Raw genomic sequence first — 13,213 nt, forward strand, 5'->3', positions numbered from 1 at the left:
GACGCTCTTCTTTATTTTTAAAACGGCTCACTCGTTCCCGGACTGCGAGTTGGGCCGGGTGACGGAGTTCGCTCAGATGAATTTCTTTTGTCCACAGCAGCTGATGAATTAGGTACAGAACGTGGTTTGCGCATTAACCCTACGGTGAAGCGGGAGCCAGGAAGCTTGGACAGCACCCAACTGATTGCAAGAGCAATACCAACGGTTACAAGGAACGATAGCAACGTTACAGGCAGATGCCACCCACTGAGTTGAAGCGGTCTGGTTACATAAGCGATCGCGTAGATCACCAGGGCATGAACGAGATATCCACCAAATGAATAGCGGCCAATCCAGGATAACAGACGCTGAAACCGTGTATCTTTGCCCTGCATCAGTACGAGGAAACCATACAACATGAGCATCTGAGCCATAATGATGAGGAATGTAGTTGGTTTCAAATAAGTAGAGATATTCAAATTCACAACATCCCCGGACCCACGCAGCACATCGTATCCAAGCCAAATGTACATCCCTATAAACAGACAGATCGTCCATGGCAGTATCTTCGTGCTCCAACTCCTCCAGCTATCCACTGACCAGGCACATACGGCACCCAGTAAAAAGTAGAACCAGTACATCACCCATGAATAGGAGCGATATTGCAGCAACGTTGACCAAGGCTCAGACATGGATTCTGTCCAGCCCCCCATATTATAGTAGGACCATTGCATAAGCAGGGCATATAGTGCTGCTGCAAAGAGAATTAGTCCGATAATGACTTGCATGGGTGTGAAGCGTGAGGTGTTCTGGATACGTCTCTGAATGGTTTTTGCTCCTGTCCAGAACAGGGGGAACAGAATATAGAACTGAAACACCATAATGACAAACCAGAGATGATATCCCGTCTGTGGGACAAACAGTTCACGAATCAGACTGCGAAAATCAGGTATGCCTGCAAGCCAGAACGCGGGGATGAAGATACGGACAGAAAGCCAGTAGATCAGTGTCCATACGACAAACGGCATATAGATATCGCCAAATCGCTTTCGAATGAAGCGAGGATAGTCCGGTTTGGTGTTACGATGATGGTAAAACAACATTACACCCGATAAAAATACAAACGTTGGCGTACCAAATCGGGTCAGATGATAAATCATGGTCAACATAATGGAATCCGGTTGTTCAATATCAGCGCGATAGATATATTCAGCTATACTATGCTGCATGACGATTGCCAGAAAGGCAATGCCCCGCAGTTCGGTCCATTCCGTTATTCGCGGTTTTTTCACATTGTAATCCTCCCTCCAGGAACCGGAGTTCATCATATAAGGGTACCTGTTAAACATTAAGACTGCATTAAATGGAGAAAATAGGTACTAAAAAAGACGGCTTTGGCCGTCTTTTCTGTTGATATATCTCATGCTTGTTTTAGTTCTGTTCCTCTGATGATGGAGTCTCTGAGGATGCGGCATCTTCTTCAAACAGTTTCTGAATGTAGGACTGGAGTTTGCTCACATCAACACCCAGTACCTGAGCTGAGCCGACCAGTTCATTGGTGAGCAATTTGTTCGGTGGAATCTGCTGCTGATCGATATCGTTCACATGGATATCGAAGCCGAGTGATGCGAGTTTTAACATCTGGGTTGGACTAAGATCCGTCTCAATGTAGGGAGCGATGGCTTCCAGGATATCCGGGATTTTGAAAAGTGACGTGGTGCTCTGCATTTTCTTGGCCAGCTCGGTCATGAAGATCCGCTGCCGTTCGGTACGGGTAAAATCCGAGGTGGCATCATGCCGGAACCGAACATATTGCAGGGCGGTTTTGCCGTCCATATGCTGCAATCCTTTTTTTAAGTCAATGTCGTACATATGTTTATCTGCTTTACTGGTGTAATACATGTCTTTCTCCACATCGATCTCAATGCCGCCTACCGCATCAACAAGTGCCATGAAACCTGTAAAGTCTGTGTAGACATAATGCTGAATGGGAATACCGAGCAGATCACTGACGGTTTGTTTGGTCAGCTCCGCACCCCCGTAGGAAAAGGCTGCATTAAGTCTGTTTTTGCCATGCCCGGGAATGGCTACATAGGTATCACGCAGTACGGAGAATAGATGGGCTTTCTTGGTGACCGGATCAATGGAAGCGACCATGACCGAGTCCGAGCGTCCTGCATCGTCGCCTCTTGAGTCTCCACCAAGGAGCAGAATGTTCACCCGTTCCTGGCCCTCCCATCGGGGAATCGTTGTCGTTGGTGTGTCTGAATCGTTGTCTGTGCCGGAAGAGGACGAGTTGGATGAAGTCCCGGAAGCCGTGGAGATGCTATTGGCAAAATGAACAATCGAATATCCGTAATATACAACGACACCTGTAATCGCAAGTGCCAGGGTCAGGGCTGTACCCCATAACCATTTTTTAAGCATAATCTTCACCTTTCTATGATTGAACTGATATGTAACCCAAACTAGTTTAACAAAAAGAAAGCAAAAAGTCCTCTTTGATTTCGTAACTTCGGTCAATTTGAGGATTGTTTGACAAATAGTTAGTGTATATTTAATATGTAAAAAATAATCATGTTTTGTGTAATGGGGGGATTAAAAGCCAGTTATGAATCAATCACTATTTAATTGGATTAATCAGTTTGCAGACCAAATACCGTTTCTGGACTGGTTTATGATCACATCATCCGAGTATGCGGTTTGGGTCATGATTGCACTGCTCGTTATCGTATGGTTTCTCGGCGATCCATCGAAACAGCGAATTGTTTTTTATGCCTGTGTGGCTTCCATTGTAGCGCTAGTTCTGGCCAAATGGGGGATATCACCAGCGGTCGGTCATCCAAGACCTTTTGTGGAAGGGACTGTGCATCAGCTGGTTGCCCATGTACCTGATCCTTCTTTTCCAAGTAAACATGCTTCCTTTGTATTTGCTCTAGCGGCTGCTTCATTTTTTATTGGACGTCGCTTCGGGTCATGGATGATGTTACTCGCTGTGTTGACAGGGGTGTCGCGTGTATATGTTGGTGTGCATTATCCAGGAGATATTCTGGGAGGATTCATTCTCGGAAGTCTGCTTAGTGTGGTTCTGATTACAACCCGCAATTATACCAAGCCGATTCCCGACTTCTTCATTAACATACACCGACGTGTTTTCCGATAGCGCTAATCGCAATGTCTAGTGAAGTTTTGGTAGTTTCGTTTAATGAAAGAAGTCTCTTATCTCTGGTTCTGCCAAAGATGGGAGACTTCTTTTGTGTTATGTTCGAAGTTACATGAAATTTATAGAAATTGAATTCTAACATCTACAATTCACGGCGATAGGTGACGATATATTATAAATATGTATTATTTTGAGGAGTGGGACACATGGAAGACACGCGGGGGAATAAGTTGGGGATATTGAAGTTAACGATTCGAGGCAAGTTACTGACTGGTTTTTTAATCGTCGTGGCTCTGCTGGTTTTTGTAAGCGTTTATGCGTTAATTCAGATCCATCAAATGTCAAACAAAGCTAATGATGTAGACCAGACCTGGATGCCGAGTGTAAGCCTGCTAGGTATGATGAATGGTGATGTTTCGGATGTAGAGCGGTTGGCGTTGGCGATTATCGTTGAACAAGACGAAGAAGAAAACGTCAAGGTGAATGAAGCGTTAAAGTTGCTCCTCACGAAGATTGAAGATGAGCGTAAACAGCTGCTAACGTTCATTGAGAGCAATGATGAAGCAATGAAGCTCTACAATGATTTCAGTACGAATTATGATGCTTATGTGGAGAAAATGCCTGCATTCATAGAATTCGGTATTGCAAATAACTATGAAGAAGCAAGTAGACTGCACACTGAAGCCTATCCATTGTGGTATACAGCTAACGACACGATTGCCAAGCTGATCGAATCTGGGAATAAAGGATCGGATGCAGCAACGAATGATTCTGTCGAGTTGGCTGAGAATACATTTAATGTGATTTTGGCAGTGACGATTTTTGCATTCCTGCTAGCTGTGTTCATTGCCTTCTTCATTGCAAGCATCATCTCACGTCCAATCAAAAAGATGAATGAAGCGGCCATGGCTATTGCCAATGGTGATCTGACGGGTGAGACGATTGTACTTAAGAACAAAGACGAATTGGGAACGCTCGCGGCTTCCTTCAATACCATGAGTGGTAATTTGCGCTCCATGATTGAATCGGTATCGATGACTTCTGAACAGGTAGCGGCTTCATCGGAAGAGCTTCTTGCAAGTGCAGAGCAAAATACTCAAGCCTCGGAACAGATTTCCGAAACCGTTGAGGAACTGGCCGTGGGCACGTCAGATCAAGTTGATATTGTGAAGCGCTCTTCACAGGCGATGAATGAGATGGCTCTCGGATCAGAGCAGATTGCCGAGCTTGCTCAGAGTGTATCCGTATCTGCTGTAGATGCGGCGAATCAATCTTCCGAAGGAAATATGATTATTCAGCAAGCGGTTGAACAGATGGGTTCTGTTCGGAATTCCATTGCTTCGCTGACTGAATTGGTTACAGGGCTGGGGGAACGTTCAGCAGAGATTGGAACCATTACCGAGGTAATCAACAACATTGCCCGGCAGACCAATCTGCTTGCACTGAATGCAGCCATTGAAGCCGCACGAGCAGGAGAGCACGGACGTGGTTTCGCCGTAGTTGCGGGAGAAGTGCGTAAGTTGGCTGAGGAATCTTCTACATCTGCGCAAAGAATTACGGATCTCGTTCAATTGATCCAGAAAGATACGGATCATGCTGTTCAGGCAGTGAAAGTGAACAGCAGTGAGACAGAAGCAGGAATCGAGATGGTTACTGCGGCAGGACAAGCGTTCGAGCAGATCTCGGATGCGGTCAACAAAGTAGCGGGTGAAATCCAGGAAGTATCTGCAGGTTCAGAGGAAATGTCGGCGAGTACAACTGAGGTTGTAGGATATGTAAGTCAAATCTCCAACATTGCTGGAGAGGCAGCGGGCGGGGTTCATAATGTATCTGCCGCAACTCAGCAGCAGTTGGCTTCGATGGAAGAGATTGCATCATCCGCGGGTTCATTATCCAAAATGGCCGAAGAACTGCAGGAGCAGATTAACAAGTTCAAAGTGTAACCAATGAGATGTTCTGATACCTAAGGTGTAGAGAAACATACTGACAGGATGGTCAGAATGCCATTCGATTTGTACTGTTGATGATAACAAGGGCGAGAAGCTGTTTCTCTAACGCGCATATGCGTTAGAGAAACAGCTTTTTTTGTCACATGACGCAGAGCAGGTCACAACAATGTTATTTCAGAAGTCACCAACGCTTATATAGCTGGTGAAACAAACGGTTATAATGGTAATTAATGGTGGAACTTACACTGAAATACACCATGGGGAGGAGCGATATAAACTTGCAGTCCAGAGTAATGCATACGGAATATTGATGAAGAGGAGATGAATAGTTGAACATGAAGGGGAGCTGGTGGAGACGAGTCGCTATGATCGCGTTATCGGCAGGACTACTGGCAGGGAGTTTATCGATGGGCACAGGAATTCGTAAGGCGGATGCGGCCGCCGGAAATCAAAACTATGCTGAAGCACTGCAAAAGGCCATTTACTTCTATGAGGCACAGCGTTCGGGTCCGTTGCCAGCCAGTAATCGGGTCGAATGGCGTGGTAATTCGGGCATGCAGGATGGAGCTGATGTAGGCGTTGATCTGACCGGAGGATGGTATGATGCCGGAGATCACGTAAAGTTTGGTTTTCCGATGGCTGCTTCCGCAACGATGCTCGCCTGGTCTGTCGTGGAATACGGCGACGGATATGAACAGGCCGGACAACTGGAGGAGATCAAGGATAATATCCGATGGGCGACCGACTACTTTATGAAAGCGCATACGAAACCAAATGAATTATGGGGACAAGTGGGGGCAGGCAATACCGACCATGCTTGGTGGGGTCCTGCAGAAGTCATGCAGATGAACCGTCCTTCGTTCAAGATAGATGCTTCATGCCCGGGCAGTGATCTGGCGGCAGAAACGGCTGCAGCGCTGGCAGCGTCATCGATTGTATTTGCAGATGATGATCCGGCATATTCGGCAAGACTGCTCCAACATGCGAAAGAGCTGTACAACTTCGCAGATACATATCGGGGGGAATACACCGATTGTATCACTGATGCTGCAGCGTTTTATAATTCGTGGACAGGATACGAAGACGAGCTGGCATGGGGTGGCGCATGGCTTTATTTAGCTACTAATGATAGCGCTTACTTGTCCAAAGCCATTGCAGCTACGGACCGGTGGTCTTCTAGCGGAGGCTCAGCCAATTGGCCCTATACCTGGACACAAGGTTGGGACAGTAAACATTATGGTGCCCAGATCCTGCTTGCCCGAATTACGTCCAGTTTGAACATGCCGGAGGCGACGAGATTTATTCAGTCGACTGAGCGCAATCTGGATTATTGGACGGTTGGAGTCAATGGGACACGAGTCAAGTATACGCCAGGAGGTCTGGCGTGGCTGGATCAGTGGGGATCGCTCCGATATGCAGCGAATGCATCCTTTATTTCTTTTGTATACTCCGACTGGGTCAGTGATCCTGTGAAAAAGTCAAGATATCAGGATTTTGCTGTCTCACAGATGAATTATATTCTGGGCGATAATCCGCGTCAGAGCAGTTATGTGGTCGGATATGGGCAAAATGCACCTCAACATCCGCATCATCGGACCGCTCACGGTTCATGGCTGAATAACGAAGATATCCCGGCTAACCATCGCCACATTCTGTATGGTGCCATGGTCGGTGGCCCGGATGCATCGGATGGATATACCGATGATATCGGGGATTACGTGAGTAATGAGGTCGCAACCGATTACAATGCTGGTTTTACCGGCGCACTGGCAAAGATGAATTTGCTATTTGGTCAGAATCATCAGCCCCTGGCGAACTTCCCTGCACCTGAGGTGAAGGGAGATGAGTTCTTTGTGGAGGCTGCGATCAAATCATCAGGTGCCAATTATACGGAAATCAGAGCACAGCTTAATAATCGTTCCGCTTGGCCTGCCCGAATGGGAGATCAACTTTCTTTTAAGTATTTCCTGGATTTGAGTGAAATGTATGCTGCCGGACGTACGGTATCGGACGTGCAAGTGACAACCTCCTATACGGAGGGGGCGACGGTATCCCAACCAGTTGTGGTGAATGCAGCCCAGCATATCTATGCCATTACGGCGAACTTCGGTAATACCAAGATCTATCCAGGTGGGGAAGGAAATTATCGTAAAGAAGTACAGTTCCGCATTACAGGCCCACAGGGTGCATGGAATGCCAGCAATGATCATTCGTTCCAGACGCTGACCACAGGCACTCCTGTGAAGAGCATATACCTTCCAGTCTATGATGCAGGGGTGAAGGTGTATGGACAGGAGCCTGGTGTTACACCAGTCACGGTTCCAGGCGCACCTGCTGGCGTGCAGGCTGTAGCGGGAAGCAGTCAGGTTAACCTGACTTGGGCCGCTGTATCCGGGGCCGAATCGTATACGGTGAAGCGTTCCGAGGTGAGTGGAGGACCATATACAACTGTTGCGACAGGGGTTAATGGATTGACCTACACAAACACGGGACTGACCAACGGGACGGCTTATTATTATGTAGTGACTGCTGTGAATTCAGCAGGGGAATCATCGGGTTCTGTACAGGTGTCGGCTACCCCGCAAGCAGCTTCGACGGTGCCGGGAGCACTGACTTTAAGTGGGACAGCTGGTAATGCGCAGTCGGTCCTGACCTGGACAGCAGCCTCGGGCGCGTCTAGCTATAAGGTACAACGTTCGGTGGCAGGCGGGACATATGCAGATGTGGCAACCGGATTGTCCGTGTTGACTTACACCGATACAACAGCGCTGAATGGCACCACGTACAATTACCGGGTTGCAGCTGTGAATGCGAACGGACAGACACTGTCCAATGTCCTGGCACTGACGCCTTCTGCACCTCCGGTGACGACCGGTACACTCGAAGTGCAGTACCGCAGCGGAGGGTCCGGGAATTCAAGTAATGCGGTGACTCCGCAGTTCAACGTGAAGAATACCGGAACACAGGCGATTGATCTCAGTACCGTGAAGATCCGATATTATTTCACCAAGGATGGTGCGGATCAAATGACCTTCTGGTGTGATTATGCCGAGATGGGCACGGCCAATGTTGAAGGTACATTTGTCGCAGTGAATCCGGCGAAGGGTACCGCAGATACGTATCTGGAGATTAGCTTTAAGCCTGGAGCAGGCAGTTTGGCCGCTGGAGCAGAGACCGGCGTGATTCAAGCACGCTTTTCCAAAAATAACTGGAGCAATTTCGATCTAAGTAATGATTATTCCTATGATGCTTCCAAGACGGCTTTTGCCGCATGGAACAAGGTAACCGGGTATCAGGGAAACACCAAAGTATGGGGCTTGGAGCCGTAACTAGCTCAAGATCATTGGCCGAATAGCAGCATGGGCAGACCAACAGCGTTTATATTCAATTTCCACTATTCCAGGGAGGTATATATTAATGTTGAAATCAGCTGCGAAAAAAAGTTTAACAGCCATGCTGGCGGGAACCGTCATGTTGACCGGATACACCGGACTCTGGGCAGGGCCGCAAACAGCACATGCCGCAGATCAGGCCATCGAGATTCAGACAGACAGCATTAATGAAGTTCGGTTTTTGCAATTATATGATCAGTTGAAAGATCCGGCGAACGGATATTTTTCGCCAGAGGGTCTGCCGTATCATTCCATTGAGACCCTGCTGAGTGAGGCACCGGATTATGGTCATATGACGACGTCCGAGGCATACAGTTACTGGCTGTGGTTGGAAACCATGTATGGCCACTACACGGGAGACTGGTCCCAACTGGAAGCAGCTTGGGACAGTATGGAGAAATACATTATCCCGGTCAATGAAGGTGACGGCAAGGAAGAGCAGCCTACGATGAGCTCATACAACCCGAACAGCCCTGCTACGTATGCAGCGGAAAAACCTTTTCCTGATCAATATCCATCGCAACTTAATGGTCAATATGCAGCGGGTAAAGACCCGATTGATGCCGAACTTAAGGCGACCTATGGTGACAATCAGACCTATCTCATGCACTGGCTGGTCGATGTGGATAACTGGTATGGATATGGCAACCTGTTGAATCCATCACATACAGCTACCTATGTGAATACGTTCCAACGTGGGGAGCAGGAGTCTGTGTGGGAAGCCATTCCGCATCCATCCCAGGATGATAAATCTTTTGGTAAGGCAAACGAAGGTTTCATGAGCTTGTTCACAAAGGAAAATCAGGTACCGTCAGCACAATGGCGTTACACAAATGCAACGGATGCCGATGCACGTGCTGTACAGGTGCTGTATTGGGCAAAGGAGATGGGATACAACAATCCGGAATATCTGGATAAAGCGAAGAAGATGGGGGACTATCTGCGCTATGGCATGTATGATAAATACTTCCAGAAAATTGGAAGTGCAAAGAGCGGTACACCAACTCCGGGTACAGGTAAGGATTCCAACATGTATCTCATGGCTTGGTATACGTCTTGGGGCGGTGGCTTGGGTCAAGGTGGGGATTGGGCTTGGCGCATTGGAGCGAGCCATACCCATCAGGCTTATCAAAACCCGGTTGCAGCGTATGCTTTGTCTGATCCGGCTGGCGGCTTGATTCCGGAATCAGCAACAGCGAAGGCAGATTGGAATGCTACGCTGAAACGTCAGTTGGAATTCTACACTTGGCTACAATCCCATGAAGGAGCTATCGGCGGGGGAGCAACGAACAGTCTGGATGGTTCATACAAAGCCTATCCGGCAGGCGTAAGCACATTCTATGACATGGCCTATCAAGAAGCACCAGTGTATCGTGATCCGGATTCCAACACCTGGTTTGGATTCCAGGCATGGCCGCTGGAGCGTGTAGCCGAGATGTACTATATTCTTGCGGAGAGCGGTGATTTGACCTCTGAGAACTTCCAGATGGCCAAGAAGGTAATCACGAAGTGGATCGACTGGAGTAAGGATTATGTATTTGTAGGTGAGCGTCCGGTGACGGATGCGCAAGGCTATTATCTGAATGCGGCTGGACAGCGCATTTTGGGTGGAACTAATGTTCAGGTAGCTACAACGCCGGCTCCGGGAGAATTCTGGATTCCGGGTGGTCAGGAATGGCAGGGTCAACCGGACAAATGGAATGGATTCAGTTCGTTTACGGAAAATCCGAACTTCCGTGTAACGACCAAAGATCCAGTGCAGGACACAGGAGTTCTGGGAAGTTACGTTAAAGCTCTGACCTTCTTCGCAGCCGGAACACAGGCAGAGAACGGTACATTTAGCGCGGAAGGCCAAGAAGCCAAGGATTTGGCTGAGGCTTTGCTGGATACAGCTTGGGATTACAATGATGGTGTGGGGATTGTTACGGAAGAAGAGCGTAAAGACTACTTCCGCTTCTTTGCCAAAGAGATCTATATCCCGGCGAACTGGTCTGGAACCTTTGGTCAAGGCAATACGATTCCAGGTACAGCAGGTGTACCTTCCGATCCGGCGAAAGGTGGCAATGGCGTATACATTGGATACTCCGATCTGCGTCCGGCCATCAAGCAAGATCCGGCATGGGCTTACCTGGATAATCTGTACAAAACGTCATATAACACAACCACGAAGCAGTGGGAAAACGGTGCACCTACCTTTACGTATCACCGGTTCTGGTCACAGGTGGATATGGCTACAGCGTATGGCGAGTATGATCGTCTCCTCGGAGATTCCGATAGTCCGGAAGTGGAAGTACCCGCTGCTCCTGCTGGCGTAACAGCAACTGGAGGAAGTGAGCAAGTGGTTCTGAATTGGAACGCAGCCGCTGGTGCAGCCTCGTATAACGTGAAACGTGCAGAAGTGAATGGTGGTCCTTATACGTCTGTAGCGACAGGGGTCACAGGATCGACATTCACGGATACAGGCTTGACCAACGGCACAACGTATTATTATGTCATCACTGCGGTGAATGCCGTAGGTGAGTCTGCACCGTCGACACAGGCATCTGCAACACCACTCGCAGGTACCGTTGTGCCAGGCGTTTTCAACCTTACTGGAACGGCTGGCAATGCCCAGGCGGTACTGACATGGACTGCATCAACTGGAGCAGCGAGTTATAAGGTACAACGTTCGGTAGGCAGCGGGGCATATGCTGATCTGGCAACAGGTTTGACCGCACTGACGTATACCGACGCTACAGCGGTGAATGGTACGGCTTATAATTATAGAGTCGTAGCCATTAATACGAGTGGTCAGACGAATTCAAATGTATTGGTGTTGACCCCATTGGTACCTCCAGTTACAACGGGAACGCTTGAAGTACAATACCGTAATGGTAGTTCAGGGGCTTCGGTCAATGCGATTACTCCGCAGTTCAATGTGAAGAATACAGGTACAACTGCTGTGGACTTGAGCAAAGTGAAGGTCCGGTATTATTTCACCAAGGATAGTGCCGCTGATCTGAGTTTCTGGTGTGATTATGCGCAGATTGGCAGTGGTAACGTGGAAGGGCATTTTGTTTCGATAGATCCGGCCAAGGGCACGGCAGATACGTATCTGGAGATTGGATTCAAAGCGGGTGCCGGCAGTTTGGCCGCGGGTGCTGAAACCGGAATCATCCAGGGACGTTTCTCGAAAAACAACTGGACGAATTTTGATCAAACGAATGATTATTCCTTTGATTCTACCCAATCGGCCTTCAGTGCCTGGACAAAAGTGACGGCTTATCAGGATGGCGCCAAGGTATGGGGAATTGAACCTTAAATGAGTTGATCGACCAATTGTAGAGTGATGTTACTCATCATACAGGTTAAGCCGGGGAGAAATCCCTGGCTTTTCTTTTTTTATGGAAAGCATAAATGAAATACAAAATAATCAAACGGACACTGCTGATAAATCGATCCGTATTGGGGCTGGAGGCAAAAATGTGAATTCGGTGAACGGTAATCGGCAAATGAATCATAGTAATGTTTACCATATTTGCGATTTTAAACATTAAAATCTAGGTCATATGGCATATGCCCTGAATGAGAAACGACCTAACTCTTTTATCGCGGTAAAATGAAGTATATCAAATAGTTACAATAATTTAACCTTTCAAAAAGAAGGGATCAGCAGTGAATTTTTCCAGTAGATTATGGACGCACCCTGATACTTAGTGCTCAAGTTCGCCTATATCAATACAGGACTTTCGACTGATGAACGTTATGGAGAGCCCGTTTACAATGGGGCAAGCCCGGGAGAACCAAGCCAGGTTAAAATTCTGTAACATCAGGGGGAACTCGACATCATGAACTGGAAAAAAACGATTATTACGGCAAGTGTCACAGCAACGATGCTGATGGGAAGTCTGACGACAGGAGCACTAACGGCACAGGTATCGGCAGCTGCTGTTAACAATTCACAAGTAAAAGTAATTTGGGGCGTAAACCTACGCACAACACCTTCTTCTTCTGCGAAGATTGTTCGCTTGGTCGCTAAAGGGGAAACGGTAACGGTGCTTCAGCAATCCGGTTCGGATTGGTATAAGATTAAGGATTCTGCTAACCGGACAGGTTACATATCTTCTTCATCCAAATACACACAAGCGATTAGTGGCGGCACAAGCGGATCGGGTTCGAATAGTGGTACATCGGTGACCGGCAATGCATCTGTAGAAAAAGTGATTGCAGCCGGAATGAAATATTTGGGAACACCTTATGAGTTCGGAGCCAGTCGTAACAGCACAGCTACTTTTGACTGTTCCAGCTTTGTACGCCAGGCCTTCATTGATGCACTGGGCATCAAGCTTCCAGCGGATTCCCGCAAACAGGGAGACTATGTAAAAGCCAAGGGTACAGTTCAGACGAACTGGAAAAACCTGAAACGCGGCGATCTGATGTATTTCATGTCGTATAAAGGCAGCTCTGCATCATCGTATTCGGGCGTGAATAAATCTAGCGCAACCATTACGCACACAGGAATTTACCTGGGCAACGGCAAGGTATTACATACGTATTCCAACGCTGGCGGTGGTGTAACAACTAGTGATATCTCCGGCAAACACTGGGAGTATCGCTTCCTGTTTGGTGGCAGTGCGCTGTAAGTTAGAACAAGAACTTTCTTAAATAATCTACGCATGTTCATATGCATACAAAACACCTCCCATTCTGCCTTTGACAGGCGACTGGGAGGTGTTTTGGTGTTATTTATT

The 13,213-nt window shown here is 47.7% G+C and carries 7 protein-coding genes; 5 read left to right on the top strand and 2 right to left on the bottom strand.

The genetic code is table 11. The annotated features are described in order from the left end of the window. Positions 1–17: 17 nt before the first annotated feature. Together EL84_RS12265 and EL84_RS12270 are read right to left on the bottom strand one after the other, a co-directional pair. A complete protein-coding gene (locus tag EL84_RS12265; protein WP_047841899.1) occupies positions 18–1,271 on the bottom strand; it encodes an acyltransferase in 1,254 nt (417 codons plus the stop codon). Between the two features lie 139 nt (positions 1,272–1,410). After that, a complete protein-coding gene (locus tag EL84_RS12270; protein WP_047841900.1) occupies positions 1,411–2,406 on the bottom strand; it encodes an LCP family protein in 996 nt (331 codons plus the stop codon). Between the two features lie 184 nt (positions 2,407–2,590). Between EL84_RS12270 and EL84_RS12275 the strand changes: the two genes are divergently transcribed. The 5 genes from EL84_RS12275 (at position 2,591) to EL84_RS12295 (ending at position 13,105) form a co-directional block, all read left to right on the top strand. Next, positions 2,591–3,142 carry an undecaprenyl-diphosphatase gene (locus tag EL84_RS12275; RefSeq protein ID WP_053061465.1) on the top strand — a complete coding sequence of 184 codons (552 nt, stop codon included), beginning with the start codon at positions 2,591–2,593 and terminating at the stop codon, positions 3,140–3,142. 206 nt (positions 3,143–3,348) lie between these two features. Further along, positions 3,349–5,085 (top strand): methyl-accepting chemotaxis protein, encoded by a 1,737-nt coding sequence (locus EL84_RS12280; protein ID WP_082218992.1) that lies wholly within the window; start codon positions 3,349–3,351, stop codon positions 5,083–5,085. A gap of 341 nt (positions 5,086–5,426) precedes the next feature. After that, positions 5,427–8,420 (top strand): glycoside hydrolase family 9 protein, encoded by a 2,994-nt coding sequence (locus EL84_RS12285; protein ID WP_047844138.1) that lies wholly within the window; start codon positions 5,427–5,429, stop codon positions 8,418–8,420. A gap of 88 nt (positions 8,421–8,508) precedes the next feature. Then, positions 8,509–11,784, top strand: coding sequence for a glycoside hydrolase family 48 protein (locus EL84_RS12290; RefSeq protein ID WP_053061466.1), 3,276 nt, complete (start codon positions 8,509–8,511; stop codon positions 11,782–11,784). A 526-nt stretch (positions 11,785–12,310) separates the two neighbouring features. Further along, entirely contained in the window at positions 12,311–13,105 is a 795-nt protein-coding gene (locus EL84_RS12295; protein WP_047841902.1) for a C40 family peptidase, read from the top strand. Positions 13,106–13,213 lie beyond the last annotated feature (108 nt).

The organism is Paenibacillus sp. VT-400 (genome assembly GCF_001029205.1).
Lineage (GTDB): Bacteria > Bacillota > Bacilli > Paenibacillales > Paenibacillaceae > Paenibacillus > Paenibacillus amylolyticus.

Coding starts and splice junctions, on each gene's coding strand:
- EL84_RS12275 (WP_053061465.1), top strand. CDS start 2,591: ATGAATCAATCACTATTTAATTGGATTAATCAGTTTGCAGACCAAATA.
- EL84_RS12280 (WP_082218992.1), top strand. CDS start 3,349: ATGGAAGACACGCGGGGGAATAAGTTGGGGATATTGAAGTTAACGATT.
- EL84_RS12295 (WP_047841902.1), top strand. CDS start 12,311: ATGAACTGGAAAAAAACGATTATTACGGCAAGTGTCACAGCAACGATG.
- EL84_RS12290 (WP_053061466.1), top strand. CDS start 8,509: ATGTTGAAATCAGCTGCGAAAAAAAGTTTAACAGCCATGCTGGCGGGA.
- EL84_RS12285 (WP_047844138.1), top strand. CDS start 5,427: ATGAAGGGGAGCTGGTGGAGACGAGTCGCTATGATCGCGTTATCGGCA.
- EL84_RS12270 (WP_047841900.1), bottom strand. CDS start 2,406: ATGCTTAAAAAATGGTTATGGGGTACAGCCCTGACCCTGGCACTTGCG.